Origin of the sequence: Paraclostridium sp. AKS73, from assembly GCF_025671395.1 — a bacterium.
Taxonomy (GTDB): Bacteria; Bacillota; Clostridia; order Peptostreptococcales; family Peptostreptococcaceae; genus Paraclostridium; species Paraclostridium benzoelyticum.
The window spans coordinates 40,632-61,221 of sequence record NZ_JAIXHU010000005.1 but is presented as its reverse complement, the minus strand read 5'-3'; the positions used below and the strand labels follow the sequence as shown (position 1 = coordinate 61,221).

The window sequence follows — 20,590 nt, the reverse complement described above, 5'->3', positions numbered from 1 at the left end:
TATTTTTTATTTAAATTTATCATGTTCAAATTTTTACTTTTAATTTTTAGACGATTTTTTATTTTTAATGTACTAGTTCTATATTATTTTTAATCAATTTTATAGATTTTTAATTTCTTTCCTTCAAATTTCTCTAAACTTAGTATTAAAATTTTTTAAAGTTTTTTTAATTTTTATTTTTCTTTTAATTCTTATTTTTTAAAGTTTTTAAAGTTTTTTAATTTTTTAATTTTTTTAAATTCACTATTGCATTTTTTATAATTAACTCATATAATTAGTTCTAACAAAAACAAATTTTAATGAGGAGATTAAATGAAAATGATTAATATAAACTTAACTAACAACTTACAATTTAATAAATTTTATTTTAGCTATTATAGTTAAGTTTGTATTTATGATATAAATCGAAAATCATAGGTACAAACGGAAAATTGTTTGTATCTATGATGGCTAAATTTAGCTTGTACTTAGGCCACATAGATATACTATGTGGCTTTTTTAATCCTAGGCAAAAAAGGCTGCATAGTATCCACTATGTGGCCTTTTGCATATACTTTATAAATTATTAAGAAAAGAGGTTTAATTATGAATAAAAATAAAGATATTTTAATAATAGGATTTGCTCTATTCTCGATGTTCTTTGGAGCAGGAAATTTAATATTCCCACCATATATAGGTATTTCCTCTGGAAGTAGCTGGTTAATAAGCTTTTTAGGTTTCATATTCGCTGATGTTGGAATAATTTTATTATCAATAATTGCAATTTCTAAAGCTGGAAGTCTTCAAAATGTAATAGGTAGAGCTGGTAAGAAGTTTGGAATTACCTTGGAATTTTTAATGATGTTATGCCTTGGTCCTATATTAGTTATTCCAAGAACTGGAGCAACAACATTTGAAATGAGTGTATTACCACTTACAAAAAATTTTAACCCTGTTTTATTCTCTGTGATATTTTTCTCTATAACACTTTTACTTACAATAAAACCTACTAAAGTTATGGATATAATAGGTAAATTTTTAACTCCAATTTTATTACTATCACTTGCATTTTTAATAGTAAAGGGCATAGTATCTCCTATAGGAAATTTAGAAGATGTTAATTCTTCAGATCTTTTTATAACAGGAGTTACTCAAGGATACCAAACAATGGATGCCTTAGGAATAGGCGGAATAGTAGCCTTAATTATGACTTCTCTTGTTAGTAAAGGTTATACAGATAAAAATGAAAATATATCACTAGCAATAAAATCTGCTTTAATAGCATGTGTTGGACTTACAGTTGTTTACGGAGGATTAACATACTTAGGGGCTACAGCTTCTAGCTTATACGATACAAATATATCTCAAACAGCTTTACTTATAAATATTACTCATCAGTTATTAGGAAGTACCGGAACTATTATGTTAGCTGTTGTAGTTGGATTTGCATGTCTTACGACTTCAATAGGCTTAACTTCTGTTACAGGTAAGTTTTTCGAAGATTTTACTAATCAAAAGTTAAAATATGAGCATATAGTTATATTTATTTGTGTATTCAGTGCAATAGTTTCAAACTTTGGTGTTGATAAAATTATACAAATAGCAATACCTATATTAAGTTTAATCTATCCTGTAACTATAGTTTTAGTAGTTATGAATATATTTAAAAAGATTATTCCTAATGATATGACATTAAAAGGTGCAGCTTATGCAACACTTTTAATAAGTTTACTTAATGTTATAGATAGCTTAGGATTAAGCATACAATTTGTTCATCAAATTCCACTTGCAAGCTTAGGATTTAACTGGATTTTACCAGCTATAATAGGAGGAATAGTATTTAGCTTCATTCCAACTAAATCAAAAGCTACCACTACCCCATCTCTTTAACATAAAATAAGGGTAGGTTTTAAATAGATAGCAAAAGATAAATGTATAAGTTTTAGCGACCTTCAAAGCATCTTTTCAGCTTTGGAAGCAAAACTTATATATTTGTCTTACGCGTCTTAATATTTAAAACTTACCCTTATAATTATTCTTCTATTACTTCTATTGTATCTCCAGGTCTTACTTCTCCACCTTTAATAATTTTTGTAAATATACCTTCTCTAGGCATTACACAATCTCCTACTTGATTTTTTATAGCACATCCTGCATGACACTTTTTCCACCTATTTCTTAGTAACATCTATTTAAACCAACTTCATTTATAAAATTTTTTAAGTCTTCCTGATTATTTAAATTAGTAAAAATATTTAAATCAAAATGATTTCTATTAAAATCATCTTCATTTAAATAAAAAACAACTTTATTATCTAAAAATCTATTTATAGATTTTTTCTCACTCATTAATAGAAATTTTTCTATATCTTCATATAAGCTTTTTTTGTAAACTCCATGAAATGGTTCTGCAAATTTATCTACCTTAGTGATATAAACATCATATAATGTACTTATGTTTTCTTTTAAAAACTTAATATAATTGTTATCAATATTAGGCATATCACACGCTAAGAAGTAAACATATTCGCTACTAGCACTTTTAAGACCTATATGTATCCCACTTAAAGGTCCACATTCTTTTATCTCATCTACAACAACTTTATAACTACAATCATTGTAAAATTCAGGTTTGTTTGTAACAATTATAATTTCATTAAAATGATTTTCTAATTTATTGGCTAAATCGTATATAAGCCTTTTTTCATCTATTACTAAAAGCTGCTTATCAAATTTCATCCTACTACTCTTCCCACCAGCTAATATAACTGCACTTTTACATACGCTCATAATACCTTCCCTCCCAAAGCTAGAAAGATGCTTTAAAGGTCTCTAAAATTTACAACTCTACCCTTCGCTATTCATTCTACGATTTTGAGGTTTTGTTTTTTATAATTTTATACTTTTCATTTCGTACTTATCTAGTTGTTCTCTTAATATATCTTTGTCTATATTTATTTTTAGGTCATCTAAAGTTAAACCTACATCTATATCAGTTTTTATTGTTGCTAACTGTTTAGACATGAATGCATTGTCTTTTTCTGCAACTAACTTTTTCATAGGATTTCTTATTCCTAATTCATTTTTCCAATCTGTTGCTTTTAACTTTAACCCTTTATCATCTAAGCCTTCTATATCTTTATATATATCTTCTAGTGTATTATATTTTTGAAGTAGAGGTATACTTGTTGTATCTCCTAATCCTTTTATACCTGGAATGTTATCTGAAGAATCCCCAGATATAGCTTTATAGTCAATTATTTGATGAGGTTTTAAGTTTTTAACTTGCTTTAATAAATCAACTGTATACTCAAAAGTATTGTTTGGTAAGTTACACTCTTTTAAGTTTATATCACAAGTTTTAGCTATGTCAGTTGCTTTTGATGTGTTCATCCATACAACTGTATTGTGATCAACTAATTGTAAATAATCTTCATCTTTAGTGTATAGAGCAACTGGAATTTGATCTTGGAATTGCTTTGATAAACTTCCTGCAAAGTCATCAGCTTCAAATACATTGCTATAGTCTTCACTTGGAGTTGAAATTAAAACCTTAACCCCTATAGTTTCAAGCATTTCTCTTAATAAATCATATTGTTCTTTTAAAGGAACTTCTATAGGTTTTCTTGTTCCTTTGTAATCATCATATATTAACTTTCTAAAAGTCATTCTAGTAGAATCTAGGCACACTGCTAAGTGTGTAGGCTTTTGCTCTTTTATCATAGATAGCATAATTTGCATAAACCCAAAAACTCCATTTGTATATATTCCATCTTTTGTTTGAAGTATCTTATCATAAAATTGTTCTTTTTCTTCAATTGTTTTAGCAAACATTATTTGTCTTGGAAGTCTTGCAAAGTAACTTGTACTAAGTAATGATGACCCATCTATAATAAGTAGTTTTTCTTTATTATTATCTTCATCTATTTTTAAACCTTTAACTTTTTCACTTTCTTTTATTTCAATATTTTTAGTTTCCTCAACGGCATTTATTGTATCTATTTCTTCTTTTATATTATTAACTTTTTTATTTTTCGTTCTAAAATCTGTATTTAATCTAGATCCAACATAGCTATTAAGTCTTATATTATCTCCTCTAGATAATTCAGATTCTTTGATTTTTGCGTTAGCTTCTTTTTGTTCTAATAAATCAAATAAATCCATAATTCTCTCCTCTTTTTTAATGGTCATTAATTTCAATGTATTAATTATAACATATACATTTTATTATTTTGAAATTATAGATATATTAACTATATTTACTATAGAAAAAGAAGGATATATTATCTTTTATCAGATCAATATATCCTTCTTTTTTATTCAGTCATTTATAATAATTCCCCATATTTTCTTATATATATTTTTTAACTATAGTAACTAAAACCATATATGCTATTATTGTAGCTATTAACCATGCAAAGTATATCATTGGCATAGGATAAAGATTTAATGCACTTCCAAATGGAGTATATGGTATTATTGTTCCTACAGCTATGCCCATAGTTGTTAATATAAGTAGTGGAAGTGATGCTCTACTTTGAATAAATGGTAATTTTGGTGTTCTTATCATGTGAATTACTAATGTTTGAGACCATAATGATTCAACAAACCATCCTGCATTAAATAGCATCATGAATAAAGTTTTGTCTACTCCAGGATCATTATATCCACCACCTAATACAGCAGGACATATAACAAAGTACATTAATAGATATGTTGTTATATCAAATACTGAACTTGTAGGTCCTATCCATTTCATAAAGTTACCAATTGATGCAGCTTCCCACTTACGTGGTACTTTTAAGTAATCTTCATCTACATTATCCCATGGTATTGACATACAAGATATATCATATATAAGGTTTAGCATTAATAATTGAACTGGAAGCATTGGTAAAAATGGTAAGAATATACTTGATGCTAATACACTAAACATATTACCAAAGTTTGAACTTGCAGTCATTTTTATATACTTAATTATATTTGCATAAGTTTTACGGCCTTCTTTTATTCCATTTTCAAGAACCATTAAATCTTTTTCAAGTAATATTATATCAGCTGACTCTTTTGCTATATCTACACCTGTATCAACTGATATACCAACATCTGATTTTCTCATAGCTGGTGCATCGTTTATTCCATCTCCCATGAATCCAACTACATGACCATTGATTCTTAACATTGATACCACTCTAGATTTTTGCTCTGGTGAAAGTTTTGCAAATACATTTGTACTTTCTACTACTTCTTTTAATTCTTCATCTGACATTACTTCAACTTGATGTCCAAGTATTATATTACTTACATCTATTCCAACTTGTTTGCATACATATTTAGTTACTTGTTCATTATCTCCAGTTAATACTTTTATATCTACTCCATATTCATTTAAAGTTTTTATAGCTTCATATGAAGACTCTTTTGGAGGATCTAAAAATGCTATATATCCAACTAAAATCATATCTTTTTCATCAGCTGTTGAGAATTCTGTATTTTTTGATACGTTAGCTTTTCTAGCTACACCTATAACTCTCATACCTTTGCTATTTAGATCTTCTACTGTTTTTAAAACTTTTTCTTTTAAGTCCTCAGTTAAATCAACTATTTCTCCTCTATACTCCACCTTACTTGAAATGTCTAACATCTCTTCTACTGCACCTTTTGTTAGTAGCTGATTATTATTATTTTCATCATTTAATACTACTGACATTTTACGGCGAGTGAAGTCAAATGGAATTTCATCAACTTTTTCATATGAACTTACAATATCAGATAGATTCTTTTTCTCTCCGTATTCAAGTATAGCTACATCTAGTAAATTTCTAAGTCCTGTTTGGAATTTACTTATTAAATATCCATGTTTTAAAACACTTAAATTCTCATTACCTTCAACATCTAAATGACGCTCTAATATTATTTTATCTTCTGTTAAAGTTCCTGTTTTATCAGTACATAATACATCTATAGCTCCGAAGTTTTGAATAGAGTTTAAATTTTTAACTATAGCTTTTTTCTTAGACATTGCTACTGCACCTTTTGCAAGATTTGTAGTAACTATCATAGGTAACATTTCAGGAGTTAATCCTACTGCAATTGATATACCAAATAAGAATGCTTCTAACCAGTCTCCATCAGTTAATCCATTTATTATGAAAATTGTTGGAGCCATTATTGCCATAAATTTGATTAAAATCATACTTACTGAATTTACACCTTTATCAAAACTTGTTTCTTCTCTTTTTTCTGTAACTATATCAGCTATATTACCTATAAAAGTGTCATCTCCTGTAACTACTACAACTGCTGTTGCTGATCCACTTATTACATTAGTTCCCATAAAAGCTAAGTTTTCAAGTTCAAGTATAGATTGGCTCATCACAGAAACTGTTTCTAGTTCTTTTCCAAACTTTTCAACAGGTTCAGATTCTCCAGTCATTGATGCTTGGCTTATAAATAAATCCTTAGATGATAATATTCTTATATCTGCTGGAATCATATCTCCTGCAGCTAATTTTATCAAATCGCCTGGAACTAGTTCATTTATTGGAACTTCTACTTCTTTTCCACCACGTAATACTGTAGCTGTAGTTATTATCATTTCTCTTAGCTTTTTACCTGCATTACTTGATTTTCCTTCTTGAACAAACTTTAATACTCCACTTAATGTGACCATACTACCTATTATAATTACAGCTGTTAAACTTCTATCCTCTGGAGCGGCTATAACAAAGTCTGTTATAAATGATATTAGTGCAAGCACTACAAGTATTATTGTAAATGGGTTTACAAATGAATTAAATAATCTCTTATACCATGTATCATTGTTTTTATCTGTTATTTCATTTAATCCATATTCTTCTATTCTATCTTTAGCAATTTTATCACTTAGTCCATTTGAATCTGTTTGTAAAAAATCAAATAATTCTGTTTGTGATAATACCGCAGCTTTTTTTAATTTAGTTTCTGTTAAATTTCCTCTTTCCTCTTTTTTCACTTCTATTTTTTTTGTTTTCATGTTCATGATTTTCATATTATTCCCTCCTCACTATTTTGCAAGTGCATGAGAATAAATGACAAAATAAATGCCTGTTACTATATTTTTAGTAAACAGGCAGCATAAATAAAACTCTTGTACTTTATTTTTAAAGTGAAAACAAAATGAACTTACATAGTTAGTATACAAGTAAATAGCATATTACTTTTACTAACTGTTTTGTTTTCAATTTTATAATAAAAATAGAGCCAATCTGAGTCTTCTTCAAATTCTATGCCATCTGTTCTCATACACAACCTACTTTCTAAGTCCACTTTATTTTCACCTCCGTATTTTAATTTAATTCATTTTTAATGTTTTTTGATTTTTTAGCATTAAAAAATCCTCGTTTCTTTTGGTAAACGAGGATAATGAAAGCGTAATTAAAAAGTATCTTTTACATATACTTAATAATCTTCGTCCAAGCTTTAGCTTCTTAGGGCAATGTAATTGCATTAGAATACGCCTTCTCCGACGTATACTGCTAACCATCTAATAGTGTCTCCACTATTTCGCGGCAGCAACCCGTATCCCTAAGGTAACCTCACCTACCGAAACTATTTAGTTATATCTTACTTCCCTTTCATTATATTCACAACTTTTAAAATTGTCAACTCTAAAAACAAAAAAGTTCTAAGATTTTTTAATCTTAGAACCTTTTTATTACTTACTATGCATCAAAGTCTACATGAACTTTTCCTATCGGAGTGTTTATATCTATGTAAGATAAGTTAAAGTTTTCATCCATAACATCTATCTTATATTCAAAGAATATATCGTCTTCTTTCTTAGACATAAATATGTAGCTTCCATTTTCTTTTTCTTCTATTTCATCACATATTTCTTCGTATATTTCTTCTCCACTTACATAGCCATTATAACCTGCAGCTTTTATTTTATCTTCTATTAATTTATATATTTCTTCCATTTATTTACCTTCTTTCTATATATCTATAAAATACAGTCTACAATCAGTTTTTATATATTGTCAACTATATATACATATTTTATTTATAATACTTTTCTTTTAATCTATTTATCTCATATTCATCTCTGTCGATAGCTCTTCCTACGTTTCCATCTAACATCTTCCAAGCCGTGTTATGAACTTCTTCAACCTCAACAAAGTTACCTTTTTTCCATTCATTTAAAGATTTTATAAAAAATTTATGAGGTCCTAATGGAGCTTTTCCTAATATATATATCATCTTATCTACATTCTCTGGACTCGGTTCTAAAAATCCTACCCTTTTGTTCTTTTTAGACTTTATAACTGGATTAGATATCCAATGCACCAAGCTATATATTTCTTCGTCTTTATACTCAAATTTTTCTGAAGATTTTGCTCTATCATAAGTCTTATTTAAAATTTCTTGAATTGACCCTGAATATTCAAGACTGCTACTAACACTTTCATCTAATTTCACTTTCTTATCGTCTTTTAAAACATTAAACCCAACAAACAAAGCTCCAACTAAAATTAAACTCATTACCCCTATAATTATTTTCTTCCCCATTAAACCCCTCCAAACTTATATTTACATACTCCTCTATTTTAATATTTTTGTAGGATTATGTACACCCTTACGCCCACATCCACATCCTACCTCTTTTAAAAAAAGATAAATATAAGTTAACTAAAATGAGGTTATTATATAAGTTTTAGCGCCTTTTAAAGCATCTTTCCAGCTTTAGAAGCAAAACTTATATAATAACCTCTTATTTTAAAACTTTATTTATCTTTATTTAGTTACCACTTGCATTTATTGCTCTATTTAATCGTTCAAGTGGAAGTATCCCAATTATAAGTGCAGACAATAACCCCTCTACGCCTTGACTTGATACATTATACAAGAATGAGTATACGAATACATTCATTCCTTCTGGAGCATAATCTCCAAAGAATACACATCCTGATATTATATTCATAGATACACTAAGAACTACAGCAAATAAACAACCTAGTATAACCTTTGATTTCTTATCTTTTCCAAATGATCCTGCTAATCCAAGTAACATTGTTGGTAATATATAATCTAGTAAAAATTGTGCTGGATGTATTATATACACGCCCTTTAATAATTTTAATACTCCATAAATAAGTCCACCAGTTATACCGACCGTGTTTCCAAATAAAACTGAAAGTAACATTGTTGGTAACATTGAAAATAAAGATATTCCTCCACCTTGTGGATATTTTATAAACTCTATCATACTAAGTATATATGATATTGCACTAAACATACCTATCATAACAACTGTTTTGGTAGTGAATTTAGTGTTTTTTAACCCTTTTAGATAATATATACCAAATCCTATACTACCTAATATTATTATTGCATTTATCATAATTCACCTCCTGTATCTATTTTTGCAAAGACTTTGTCCATTTTAAACATTCATTATATATATCATCGCACTTTAATATAGCCGATACTATTGCATATCCATCTATGTTTATACCCTTAAATGTATCTATGTTATCTAAATTTATACCACCGATTAAAACTTTAGGTATATCAAGATTTTCATCAATTTCTTTTAGTTGATCTACTGTAACTATTGTAGCATCATTTTTAGTAGTTGTATTAAACATAGCTCCTACCCCTATATAATCTGCTCCACCATTTTTTGCAGCAGTGGCTTCTTCTATATTATGAGCTGATATTCCTATAATTTTATCTTTTCCTACTAATATTCTCACTTCTTCTAAAGGTATATCACTTTGTCCAACATGAACACCATCTGCATCACAAAGCATAGCAATGTCTACTCTGTCATTTATTATAAATAAAGCATCATATTTTTTAGTAAGAGCTCTTAATTTATATGCTTTTTCTAAAAACTCTTTTCCATTTGCATTTTTTTCTCTTAATTGTAAAGTTGTTACCCCACCTTTTAATGCATCTTCTACACATTTATAAAAATCTCTCCCATTTAGTATTTCTGAGTCAGTCACTAAATATAATTTTAATTTTTCTTCCATTTTGTTCTCCCTTTAATTAGTTGATAATTTCAACACTTTTTGAAATCTTTTTATAGGTAATAAAACTAGTATTAGACTCGAAAGTAATCCTTCAACTCCTGCACTTGATATATTATATATACAAGAATAAAGTACTATGTTCATTCCCTCTGGAGCATACTGTCCAAAATATACTACTCCTGATATTATACTTATCAATACACTTAAACTACTTGCAAATAAGCATCCTTGAACATATCGCTTTTTTTCTCTCTTCCAAATTCTCCAGCTAATCCAAGTGCCATATTTGATAATATATAATCTAGTAAAAATTGTGCTGGATGCACTACATAAGCTCCATTTAATAGTTTTAGTAATCCAAATATCAATCCACCTGTTAGACCTGCCTCTTTACCATATAATATAGCTAGTAGCATCGTAGGTAGCATTGAAAATAACGTTATACCTCCACCTTGCGGATATCTTATGAATTGTATCATATAAAGTATAAATGATATAGCACTAAACATAGCGATCATTACTATCTCTTTAGTAGAAAACTTCTTTTTATTTATATCTTTTGCATACATAAATAACATTACTAAACTTATTATTATAATTACTACGCTTGACATTTTTTCTTCGCCTCTTCATATGCCATATTCCAAAAATCTAATTCATATAAACTTGATTTAACAAATATTTCTTTAAGCTTCTTTGTCTCATCTTCAGTTAAATCTTTACATAACTCATTTGTGTATTCTAACCAATCTATTAATACATCATCAAATTCTTGATCTGCATACATCTCTATCCATTCTTTATAATAATTATTATCTAAATTATCTTTATAAGTTTCATATAAATAATGACCTATATAATTGTAACTCCAGTTACAAGGTAATGTAGCCATTACAATTTCTTTAACTCCTCCTGTTAATGAAACAGCTTGCATGTAACTTGTATAGCTACTTGAAACTAGTTCATATTTACATTTTTCAGCCTCAATCGGAGGTACTCCTAATTTTTTCATATATTCAACATGTATAGCAGTTTCGTCTTCCATAGATCCCTTAGCTGCTTTATTGAAAAACTTCATTTCTTTAACTGTATCTGCTTTTATTACTCCCATTGCAAAAACTTTAGCAAATTCTTTTAAATATAAGTAATCTTGTATAAGATATCTTTTAAATTTATCTTTTGGTAAAGTTCCTTCTCCTATTTCTCTTACAAATGGATGATTTAAATAACTTTCCCATATATCTTTAACTTCTTCAAACAAGCAATCTGTAAATTTCATTAAAATACCTCCACCCTTGAAGACTCTTTTAACTTATCTTCATTTAATTTATATATATTGTCCATTAAATTTACTTTAAAGCTTCCAATTCCTATATTATCTATATCTGCTAATTCTCCACATAAACTCATTGTAAGAACACCCATTGCTGCAGAATTTAAATTTTCATTACTAGCTCCTAAATAACTACCTATTAAACTAGCACTCATACATCCAGTACCTGTTATTCCTTTTAGTTTAGGAGTTCCATTATGTATTTTTATAATTTTATCGCCATCAGTTACTACATCTACTTTTCCAGTAGCTACTACCACACATTCTAGTTTTTTAGCAACTTTCTTGATAATATCGTCTATGTTTTCATCATCGTCAAATGAATCTACACCTTTTCCTTTTACATTAAATCCACCTATATACTTAATTTCAGCTGCATTACCTTTAATTACGTCAAATTTTACTTCGTTTAATAAAGTTTTTACTAACAAAGATCTTGAAGGTGTTGCAAACACCCCTACTGGATCTAATATAACTGGCTTTTTATGCTTATTTGCTATTTTCCCAGCCTTTATAAATAATTCTCTATGAGAGGAATTCATTGTTCCAATATTTATTACTACAGAACTTGCAATAGGTATTATTTCTTCTGCTTCTTCATAAGAATAACTCATCAGCGGACTTGCACCTATAGCTAAAGTTATATTTGCACAATCATTAATTGTAACTTCGTTAGTGTAATGAAGTACTAATGGGTTAATTTCTTTAACTTTATTTAATAATTCAAACATAATTTCATCTCTCCCTTTTAAATGCTTATATCTATTTATTTGAGTCAAATTTATAAAAATGGTGTACTGGTCCTACTCCTCCACCTATATCAAAGCTATGTCTTATAGCGTTAGTTATATAGTCTTTTGCATTAGAAACAGATTGTACTATATCAAATCCTAGTGCTAAATTTGCAGTTATTGCAGATGATAGAGTGCATCCTGTTCCATGAGTATTTTTTCTATCCAATCTTTCACTTTTATAAATTTCAAATGTATCCTTGCCTATTAAAACGTCTACTGCATCCCCGTCTAAGTGTCCACCTTTCATTAACACATACTTAGGTCCTAGTTCTAATATTTTTTTCCCAACTAATTTCATGTCATCTACATTATCAATTTTAATCCCTGTTATTTCCTCAGCCTCTAATGTATTTGGTGTTATTATGTATGCTTTAGGTATAAGATATTTTATTAAATTATCTTTAGCCTCAGGTTTTAAAAGTGAATATCCACTTTTAGATATCATTACTGGATCTACTACTAAGTACTTTGGATTATACTTATCTAAAGATTCAACAATCGCCTTTATTATTTCTGGGCTAGATACCATTCCTATTTTTACTGCTTTAGGTGGTATATCATCAAATACTACCTCTATTTGTTTTTGTATTATTTCTTTACTTAAATCTTCTACTAAAAATACTCCATGAGTGTTTTGAGCAGTTATAGCTGTTATTACACTCATTCCATAAGTTCCTATAGCACTAAATGTCTTTAGGTCTGCTTGTATACCTGCACCTCCTGATGAATCTGAACCTGCTATTGTAAGTGTTGGCACTTTATACTTTTCCATTAGATGTTTCCCCCTTGGTTTTTGTATTAAAAAAAGCTATATTCCTGTAGGAATATAGCTTTTAATTTACTATGCAAATAAATTTCATTTGTATATTTAGTAAAGCTTTCCTACGCTGGTATTATCCAGATCAGGTTTGAGGGTTAATGAATAAATTCATCTCTCAGCCGTTGGGGCACCCCTAGCTATTCATTTTAGATTACAGTTTAATTATAGCTCACTAAATTTATATGTCAATAAAAATTTATTAAGCTATTTCTGCAGCATCTATATTAGTTACTTCTAACTCTTTTTCACTACTTGCAACTACAAGTGTACAAGTGTTGTCTCCCATAACATTTACTGTAGTTCTAAACATATCTATAATTCTTTCTACTCCCATTATAAGACCAATACCTTCAAGTGGAAGTCCTACTGATTGAAGTACCATTGATAGCATTATCATACCAACACCTGGAACTCCTGCTGTTCCAACTGATGCTAATGTCGCTGTTAAAACTATTGTTAAAATATCATTTATACCTAGATCAATTCCATAAACTTGTGCTATAAATAAAGCCGCTACACCTTGCATTATAGCTGTTCCGTCCATATTTATAGTAGCTCCCATAGGTATTGTAAATGAACGTATACTTTTACTAACTCCCATTTCTTCCATAAGTTCTAAGCTTACTGGAACAGAAGCATTACTTGATGCAGTTGAAAAAGTAACTGCAGCTACTTTTGTAAATTTACGTACAAATCCAGTAAAACTAACTTTTGTAAATACTTTTAAAGCTCCTCCATAGACAACTACTACGTGTAATAACAGCCCTAATAATACAACTAATATATATTTAACTAATGACCCTATTGCATCTGCTCCTACTGTAGAGAAGGTATTTGTAATAAGTGCAAATACTCCAAAAGGTGCAAACATCATTATTACACTAACCATTTTCATACAAACTTCATTTGCGCACTCAAATAATTTTTTTAAAGGTTTTGCCTTTTCTCCAACTAAACTTATTGATACTCCAGTAAGCATTGCAAAGAATATTATTTGTAACATTTCACCTTTTGCAAATGACTCTATAGGATTTGATGGTATCATATTTAATATTATTTCTGATAGTGATTGATTTTTTGCTATCGTAGTAGATTGACTAGCTACAGTACCTAAATCAAGTCCTGCACCTGGCTTTAATAAAACCCCTAAAGCTAATGATATACAAATAGCTGTAGCTGTTGTCATTAAATAGAATCCCATAGTTTTAAATCCTATTCTACCTAATTTCTTTATATCTTCCATAGCAGATACCCCGCATACTAATGAAACAAATACTAGTGGCACTACCATCATCTTTATAGCTTTTGTGAATCCATTTCCTATTACATTTATAATTCCACCTAATAAAACTGTATCTTTAATATAGCTGCCTGGCATTTTGCTAAGTATTACCCCAAACAGTATTCCTAAAAATAATCCAATTAATATTTTGCTCGTTAATCCAAGTTTCCTCATATATGTTTCCTCCATCTCTTTATCATATTAATATTATACACTAAAAAACGAATTTTTTGTAATTTTTTAAAGTTTAAATGTATTAAAACACATTTTAACTTAATATAATTAAGTTCATGTAATTTAAACTTTATTATGTTTTGTTTATCTTGGATATAACTTTATATATATTCTAAAATCAGCACAAAAAACTTATTTTTCAAACTATTACATATTTTAACTTATTTTTTATTCATATATATACGATATTATTTATATTTTTAATAAAAAAAGACGGTACGTAAGTAACTTTACTTAACGTACCGTCTTTTTTATGTTAACTATTTTAATATTTTTATTTCCATATTTTGTCTTCCAAACTTAACACATTCTGCTTCACTATTCATAAATATATCTATTCTTTTACCTTTTATAGCACTTCCACAGTCTTCTGCAGTAAATACCATGTCAAACTTAGGTATATATACTTTTGTTCCATATGGTATTACAGTTGGATCAACTGCTATAGTTCCCCATTTAGGAGTTGTTCCTGTTGAAGTTATAGTATCTCCTGCATATGCTGTAGCTTCTACAGACATTGATGTTCCATTATTATTGTTAGATGAACTTTCTGCTTGTGATTTAGAAGGTTCATTTGTTGTTGCATCAGATACTGTAGATGCACTCTTAACTTCTTTAACTGTATTATTAGATTGTTGTTTAGCTTGATTTTGTTCTTGTTCTTTAGCTTGAGATTCTGTTAAAACATAATCACCACAAATCCAACCTTCTTTTTTATCATCTAATCTAATTCTGTACCAATTATCTTTTTCTTCTAAAAGTTTAACTTCTGTATTTTTATCTAATACATCTAATTTTTCATGTTCTGTAGCTGGACCTTTTCTTACATTTAATTTACTAGCAGTTACAGTTCCATTTTCTTTATCAGTATAATCTCCACTTACCCATCCTTCATTTCCATCAGTAAGCTTAATCTTATTCCAGCCATTATTTGTTTCTAAAATTTCAACTACCATGCCTCTGTCTAATGATCCTACTCTTTGCTCTTCTATTGATGGACCTTTTCTTACATTTAACTTTTCTGCTTTAACTACTTCTCTTTCTGCTGCATATATATTACTTGTAGATGTATAAAGTCCTCCTACAACTAATCCTAATGCTAATATCAATGATGATTTCCTCGCTCTTTTATTCATACTCATAATATCCCTCCAGTTAATTTAAATAAAAATTATATATTATTGACCACTATGTCTTGTAAAATTCATATTTTATGATTTTGTTACTTTTCTGTAACTTTTAATTAATGATAATATATTTTTGAACCTTTGTAAACACATTTTCTATAATTACCAGAAAAAGGGTTACAAATTAGTTACAATTTTAGTAACAATTTAATGTTTCATCCCCCTACCTATAAGTGTATAAATATACATATATTAATATGGAGGTATTAAATATGATAAGTTTTTGCTCAATGTGTTCTGGTATTAGCGAGGGTGAATTAAAAAGAGCTTTGTTAGAATTTGATATAAAAGAAGATTGTATATGTGAATGTGGATCAGGATTTACAGCTTATGTAAATACTGAACTAATAACAGCAAAAGATAAAGAAGACTTTATAGCTCAGGCACTAGAAATATTAAATAAATAAATGACATGAGTCCAGTTAAATACCGGACTCATGCCATTTTAAAGTGCTTTTCATATGTATCCACTTGACGCGGATATATTTATTTCTTAGTTACTTTTATATATTATGCTTCAATAATTTCTATTTTATCTCCACATTTAACTTCACCATCTTTTATTATCTTAGTGAATATTCCTTCTCTAGGCATTACACAGTCTCCAACTTTAGTTTTTATTTCACAGCCTTTATGACACTTCTTCCCTATCTGAGTAACTTCTTGAATTGTATCACCAATTTTCAACTTTGTTCCTACAGGCAGCTCATATAGCACTATACCTTCAGTTGTTAGGTTTTCGGCAAAACTCCAGGAGTTAAACCATCTATTCCTTGTTTTCTTGTTTTTTCTATACTTTCAATTCCAAGCAAGCTTATTTGTCTATGCCACTCACCTGCATGAGCATCTCCAACAAGACCATGATTTTGTTTAAACATTCCTTTTTCTATTGGCTTTTTTATAGTTCCTTTTTTCTCACTTATATTTATAGATATTACTTTTCCTATATTATTCATTTCTAATGTACTCCCCACTTTTTCCACCTACTTTTTTTACAAGTCTTATATTATTTATAACCATATCCTTATCTATAGCTTTGCACATATCATATATAGTAAGCGCTGCCATAGACACAGCTGTTAAAGCCTCCATCTCTACCCCAGTCTTACCTACAGTAGATACCGTAGCTTCTATTTCTATTTCTGCTTCTAATATATTAAATTTAATATCAGCTCCTGTTAAAAATATATTGTGACACATAGGTATTAAATCCCATGTTTTCTTTGCGCCTGTTATTCCTCCAACTTGTGCTACAGAAAGTACATCACCTTTTTTTATTTTCCCTTGCTTTATTATCTCTATAGTTCCTGAGTTCATAGATATGCTACCTTTAGCTGTAGCAGTTCTTTTTGTTTCATCTTTTTCACTTACATCTACCATTTTAGCTTTCCCATGTTCATTAAAGTGAGTAAACTCCATATTAACCTCCTATTCTAACCATGTCTATTTCCACATATTCTCTATTTTTTAAATTTTATTCTTTTCGTAAATAAAAATGTTTAAAGCACAAAACTTAAACAATTTAAAATCTAATGTTATATTTAAGCTTTGTGCTTTTATTTTTTAATCAAAACATAATCTTATATTCTATTTTAATTTATTTAATATAAATATAGTAGTAAAACTTATTATTATAGTTATTATTATTAATATATTTGCTTCCCTTATATATCCACTTTCTACGAAAAAGTAAATGGCTAAAGGTACCGTTTGAGTCTTACCTGGTATATTTCCTGCTACCATTAAAGTTGCTCCAAATTCTCCAAAAGCCCTAGCAAATGATAATATAGTTCCGCCTATAATACCTTTTTTAGATAATGGTATTATTATTTTCCAAAAACCTTACTATCAGTAGCTCCAAGATCTTTAGCTACATCTTCATATGTGGTATCTATCTCTAAAAAAGCAGTTTTACAACTTTGATACATCATCGGAAGCGCAACTACTACACATGCTATACATGCAGCCTGTGGAGTAAAAATCAACGTTTGCTCAAATAGGTTGTGCACAAACTCTCCTACTGGCCCATTTTTGCCAAGAACTACTAAAAGTCCATAACCAACAACAGATGGTGGCAATACCATAGGAATAATTATAAAAGCTTCTATAATTGTTTTAAATTTAAAATTATATTTTGTAAATATTCTAGCCAAAAAAACACCTAATACTAAAGTTATCATTGTAGCTACTACAGAAATTTTTATGGATAAAATTATTGCATCTTTCATGTTAATTATTTACACATTCAAATCCATATTTTTCAAATATCAATTTAGACTCTGAACTCTTTAAGTGTTTAATAAATTTATCTGATTGAGATTCATTCTTTGTACTTTCTACAATAGCCGCTGGGTATATTATCGGTTTATGCATATTGTCATCCACTACTTCATAGATTTTACACTTATCAGAACTCAATGCATCTGACTTATATACCATTCCAAAGTCTACATTGTTTGTTTCAACATAAGATAATACTTGCTTTACATCTTTTGCATATATTATTTTATCTTTTAATTTATCATACATTCCCATATTCTCTAATGATTCTTTAGCATAGTCTCCAGCTGGAACTACTTTAGGTGTTCCTATAGAAAACTTCAATTCACTGTCATTTGGATCTAAATTTTTATTTGATTCTTTATTTGATATTATCACAAGTTTATTCTGTAATAAATCTATTTTAGAATCTTTTTTTATAAGATTTTTCTTTTCTAATACATTAATTTGCTTAGGTGAAGCAGATATATATATATCACAATCTGCACCTTGTTCTATTTGCTTTTGAAGAGTTCCAGATGCCCCTAAATTAAGTGTAATATTCATATTATTTTCTTTTTCATATATACCTTTTATTTCTTCTAGAGGCTCTTTTAAACTTGCCGCTGCTGATATAGTTATATTTTGTTTTTCTTTAGAAACTTTACTACATCCACTTAAACCTAATACTAATATAGTGCTTACAATAAGTAAAATCTTATTTGTTTTTTCATTAGTTATACTCCTTATTATAAGTTAGAAATGCATGCTGCTGCTTGTTTTCTTTTATTATTTATGGTTAATTTCACATCATCTTCTTTTACTATTTTAAATGCTTTAGTAGGACATACATTTACACATGCAGGACCGTCTTCCTTCCCTACACATAAATCACATTTATTTGCTACCATTTGCTCTTTGAAATACAATTTATCTGAATCTATATCATCTAATTTAATTTCTTTACTTACTATTTCTATAGCTCCTATAGGGCATGCTATAATACATGTTTTGCAGCCAACACATTTTTCTTCCTTAACTACTATTGCCCCATTTTCTCTTTTTATAGCTTCATTAGGACATACATTCGCACAAGGTGCATCTTCACATTGTCTACATTGAATAGGAGCACTTACTTGTGCAGTTTTTACAACAGTAAGTCTAGGATTAAAGTTTATATGATTTGGATCTTGTAAAAATATATTTTCTTCAGAGTGAGCTACTACGCATGCAATAGAGCATGTTCTACATCCTATACATTTATTTGGGTCTGATATAACAAAACAATTCATTATTTAGCCACTTCCTTTCTAGTGCAATAATTTGTATGTAATAAATGATGTGACTTTTCTCCTAATGGTTCTTTTAAAAATTCATCATATATTTTCTTTATAGACGGACTTTCATGAGATTTTCTTATCTCTATATCTCTATCGTGATTATAAGTTGATTTTCTTCTATTTGCATAAGCTATTTCTCTATATTCATCTATTAAAAGTTTAGGTTGGCCTCCACCACTAATACACCCTTCTGGACAGGTCATAACTTCTATAAAATGTAGGTCACAGTCACCATTTTTAACATCTTCTAGTATAGAAACTACATTTTTCAAACCACTTACAGCTGCAACTTTTAGGCTTAAGTCTCCTACTTTTATAACCGACTTTCTTATTCCCTCTCCGCCTCTAACTTGAGTTACCTCTACATTAGGAATAGCTTGGTTAGTTATAAGCTCATATCCTGTTCTTATAGCAGCTTCCATAACTCCACCTGTAACACCAAATATAGTTCCTGCTCCAGTATAATCTCCTAGAGGAGAGTCAAAGTCTTCATTTTTTAAACTGTTAAAGTCAATTCCCATATCTTTTATTAAATATGCTAGTTCTCTAGTTGTGATTACAACATCTACATCCTTGTATCCACTTGACTTCATTTCTTCTCTATCACATTCAAATTTTTTACAAGTGCATGGCATTACAGCTACACTAAATACATCTTTAGGATCTACATTATTCATTTGAGCCCCATAAGTTTTAAATACTACTCCACCCATTTGTTGAGGAGATTTACAACTTGATAAATGATTTGTAAGTTCAGGATAATTATCTTCCATAAACTTTACCCATGCAGGACAGCAAGAAGTAAACATAGGAAGATTTTTATTTTCCCCTATTCTTTTTATAAGTTCACTGCCTTCTTCCATTATAGTTAAATCAGCTGCAAAGTTTGTATCATATACTCTATCAAATTTTAGTTGTTTTAATGCTGCAACCATCTTCCCATATGTTAATTCACCTAACTCACAACCAAATTCTTCTCCTAATGCAACTCTTACAGCTGGAGCACATTGAACCACTGTAAATGAACTTGGATTAGCTAAAGCTTCTTTAACTTTTTCTACATCACATGTATTATAAGCTGCAAATAAAGGTTCTTGTACGCTTTCTAGCATACCTCTTTCTTCCTTTTTTGCTTCTATTGTATCTTGTCCTAGTTCGTATATAGGAGCAAATGATTTACATTGCTGTACACATTGACCACAAATTACACATCTATCTTCATCTATAAATTGAGCCTTTCCTTTTTCTCCTTGTATTGCATCTACTGGACAGACATCACTACATTTTTTACAACCCGTACACAATTCTTTATCTATATTTACAATCATAACTTATCCTCCTAT

Annotated in this window: 24 protein-coding genes, 1 pseudogene and 2 riboswitches; of the genes and pseudogenes, 2 read left to right on the top strand and 23 right to left on the bottom strand. The window is 28.9% G+C overall.

The window, feature by feature from the left end:
* The first annotated feature begins 585 nt into the window (after positions 1–585).
* A complete protein-coding gene (gene brnQ, locus LEQ07_RS04710) occupies positions 586–1,869 on the top strand; it encodes a branched-chain amino acid transport system II carrier protein (protein WP_263329711.1) in 1,284 nt (427 codons plus the stop codon).
* Positions 1,870–2,011: 142 nt separating this feature from the next.
* Here brnQ and LEQ07_RS04705 read toward each other — a convergent pair whose 3' ends face one another.
* The 16 genes from LEQ07_RS04705 to LEQ07_RS04635 all read right to left on the bottom strand — a co-directional run bounded on the left by LEQ07_RS04705 (position 2,012) and on the right by LEQ07_RS04635 (position 15,603).
* Positions 2,012–2,167, bottom strand: a complete 156-nt coding sequence (locus LEQ07_RS04705) for a hypothetical protein (protein WP_332840831.1) — start codon at positions 2,165–2,167, stop codon at positions 2,012–2,014.
* Entirely contained in the window at positions 2,158–2,769 is a 612-nt protein-coding gene (gene mobA, locus LEQ07_RS04700; RefSeq protein WP_046821705.1) for a molybdenum cofactor guanylyltransferase, read from the bottom strand. The genes LEQ07_RS04705 and mobA overlap by 10 nt, the downstream gene beginning before the upstream one ends.
* 99 nt (positions 2,770–2,868) lie before the next feature.
* Entirely contained in the window at positions 2,869–4,143 is a 1,275-nt protein-coding gene (locus tag LEQ07_RS04695) for a 5'-3' exonuclease (RefSeq protein WP_263329710.1), read from the bottom strand.
* 187 nt (positions 4,144–4,330) lie between these two features.
* Positions 4,331–7,009 carry a magnesium-translocating P-type ATPase gene (gene mgtA / locus LEQ07_RS04690; protein ID WP_332842926.1) on the bottom strand — a complete coding sequence of 893 codons (2,679 nt, stop codon included), beginning with the start codon at positions 7,007–7,009 and terminating at the stop codon, positions 4,331–4,333.
* Positions 7,010–7,143: 134 nt separating this feature from the next.
* Positions 7,144–7,287 (bottom strand): hypothetical protein, encoded by a 144-nt coding sequence (locus tag LEQ07_RS04685; protein WP_160165091.1) that lies wholly within the window; start codon positions 7,285–7,287, stop codon positions 7,144–7,146.
* 131 nt (positions 7,288–7,418) lie between these two features.
* Positions 7,419–7,575: riboswitch (M-box (ykoK) riboswitch) on the bottom strand.
* 107 nt (positions 7,576–7,682) lie between these two features.
* Entirely contained in the window at positions 7,683–7,940 is a 258-nt protein-coding gene (locus tag LEQ07_RS04680; RefSeq protein ID WP_025162785.1) for a hypothetical protein, read from the bottom strand.
* Between the two features lie 79 nt (positions 7,941–8,019).
* Positions 8,020–8,529 carry a DUF6241 domain-containing protein gene (locus LEQ07_RS04675; RefSeq protein WP_046821703.1) on the bottom strand — a complete coding sequence of 170 codons (510 nt, stop codon included), beginning with the start codon at positions 8,527–8,529 and terminating at the stop codon, positions 8,020–8,022.
* A 229-nt stretch (positions 8,530–8,758) separates the two neighbouring features.
* Positions 8,759–9,361 (bottom strand): energy-coupled thiamine transporter ThiT, encoded by a 603-nt coding sequence (thiT, locus tag LEQ07_RS04670; protein ID WP_046821702.1) that lies wholly within the window; start codon positions 9,359–9,361, stop codon positions 8,759–8,761.
* A gap of 16 nt (positions 9,362–9,377) precedes the next feature.
* A complete protein-coding gene (gene thiE, locus LEQ07_RS04665; protein WP_263329708.1) occupies positions 9,378–9,998 on the bottom strand; it encodes a thiamine phosphate synthase in 621 nt (206 codons plus the stop codon).
* A 12-nt stretch (positions 9,999–10,010) separates the two neighbouring features.
* Entirely contained in the window at positions 10,011–10,196 is a 186-nt protein-coding gene (locus LEQ07_RS20785; protein ID WP_332842925.1) for an energy-coupled thiamine transporter ThiT, read from the bottom strand.
* Positions 10,197–10,201: 5 nt separating this feature from the next.
* A complete protein-coding gene (gene thiT, locus LEQ07_RS20780) occupies positions 10,202–10,612 on the bottom strand; it encodes an energy-coupled thiamine transporter ThiT (RefSeq protein ID WP_332842924.1) in 411 nt (136 codons plus the stop codon).
* Positions 10,600–11,277, bottom strand: a complete 678-nt coding sequence (tenA, locus tag LEQ07_RS04655) for a thiaminase II (protein WP_150886123.1) — start codon at positions 11,275–11,277, stop codon at positions 10,600–10,602. The genes thiT (LEQ07_RS20780) and tenA overlap by 13 nt, the downstream gene beginning before the upstream one ends.
* Positions 11,277–12,062 (bottom strand): hydroxyethylthiazole kinase, encoded by a 786-nt coding sequence (gene thiM / locus LEQ07_RS04650; protein ID WP_247013056.1) that lies wholly within the window; start codon positions 12,060–12,062, stop codon positions 11,277–11,279. The genes tenA and thiM overlap by 1 nt, the downstream gene beginning before the upstream one ends.
* 31 nt (positions 12,063–12,093) lie before the next feature.
* A complete protein-coding gene (gene thiD, locus LEQ07_RS04645; protein ID WP_263329707.1) occupies positions 12,094–12,897 on the bottom strand; it encodes a bifunctional hydroxymethylpyrimidine kinase/phosphomethylpyrimidine kinase in 804 nt (267 codons plus the stop codon).
* Positions 12,898–12,987: 90 nt separating this feature from the next.
* Positions 12,988–13,090, bottom strand: a riboswitch (TPP riboswitch).
* Between the two features lie 54 nt (positions 13,091–13,144).
* Positions 13,145–14,401: a dicarboxylate/amino acid:cation symporter gene (locus LEQ07_RS04640; protein WP_046821697.1), complete on the bottom strand. Its 1,257-nt coding sequence runs from the start codon at positions 14,399–14,401 to the stop codon at positions 13,145–13,147.
* A 320-nt stretch (positions 14,402–14,721) separates the two neighbouring features.
* Positions 14,722–15,603 carry an SH3 domain-containing protein gene (locus tag LEQ07_RS04635; protein ID WP_263329706.1) on the bottom strand — a complete coding sequence of 294 codons (882 nt, stop codon included), beginning with the start codon at positions 15,601–15,603 and terminating at the stop codon, positions 14,722–14,724.
* Between the two features lie 257 nt (positions 15,604–15,860).
* Here LEQ07_RS04635 and LEQ07_RS04630 point away from each other — a divergent pair, with 257 nt between their 5' ends.
* Positions 15,861–16,055 (top strand): hypothetical protein, encoded by a 195-nt coding sequence (locus LEQ07_RS04630; protein ID WP_046821696.1) that lies wholly within the window; start codon positions 15,861–15,863, stop codon positions 16,053–16,055.
* Positions 16,056–16,158: 103 nt separating this feature from the next.
* On the opposite strand, the pseudogene LEQ07_RS22390 reads toward LEQ07_RS04630, so the two are convergent.
* The 7 genes and pseudogenes from LEQ07_RS22390 to LEQ07_RS04600 all read right to left on the bottom strand — a co-directional run bounded on the left by LEQ07_RS22390 (position 16,159) and on the right by LEQ07_RS04600 (position 20,575).
* Positions 16,159–16,595, bottom strand: a pseudogene (locus tag LEQ07_RS22390) (MOSC domain-containing protein).
* A 1-nt stretch (position 16,596) separates the two neighbouring features.
* Positions 16,597–17,067: a cyclic pyranopterin monophosphate synthase MoaC gene (moaC, locus tag LEQ07_RS04620; protein WP_046821695.1), complete on the bottom strand. Its 471-nt coding sequence runs from the start codon at positions 17,065–17,067 to the stop codon at positions 16,597–16,599.
* Between the two features lie 168 nt (positions 17,068–17,235).
* Positions 17,236–17,391, bottom strand: coding sequence for a hypothetical protein (locus tag LEQ07_RS20765; protein ID WP_332842921.1), 156 nt, complete (start codon positions 17,389–17,391; stop codon positions 17,236–17,238).
* Between the two features lie 83 nt (positions 17,392–17,474).
* Positions 17,475–17,876, bottom strand: a complete 402-nt coding sequence (locus LEQ07_RS20760; protein ID WP_332842920.1) for a molybdate ABC transporter permease subunit — start codon at positions 17,874–17,876, stop codon at positions 17,475–17,477.
* Position 17,877: 1 nt separating this feature from the next.
* Positions 17,878–18,543, bottom strand: a complete 666-nt coding sequence (modA, locus tag LEQ07_RS04610; RefSeq protein WP_263329776.1) for a molybdate ABC transporter substrate-binding protein — start codon at positions 18,541–18,543, stop codon at positions 17,878–17,880.
* 113 nt (positions 18,544–18,656) lie between these two features.
* Positions 18,657–19,199, bottom strand: a complete 543-nt coding sequence (locus LEQ07_RS04605) for a 4Fe-4S dicluster domain-containing protein (RefSeq protein WP_046822817.1) — start codon at positions 19,197–19,199, stop codon at positions 18,657–18,659.
* Positions 19,199–20,575, bottom strand: coding sequence for a [FeFe] hydrogenase, group A (locus tag LEQ07_RS04600; RefSeq protein ID WP_046822818.1), 1,377 nt, complete (start codon positions 20,573–20,575; stop codon positions 19,199–19,201). Before LEQ07_RS04600 ends, LEQ07_RS04605 begins: the two co-directional genes overlap by 1 nt.
* Positions 20,576–20,590: the final 15 nt, after the last annotated feature.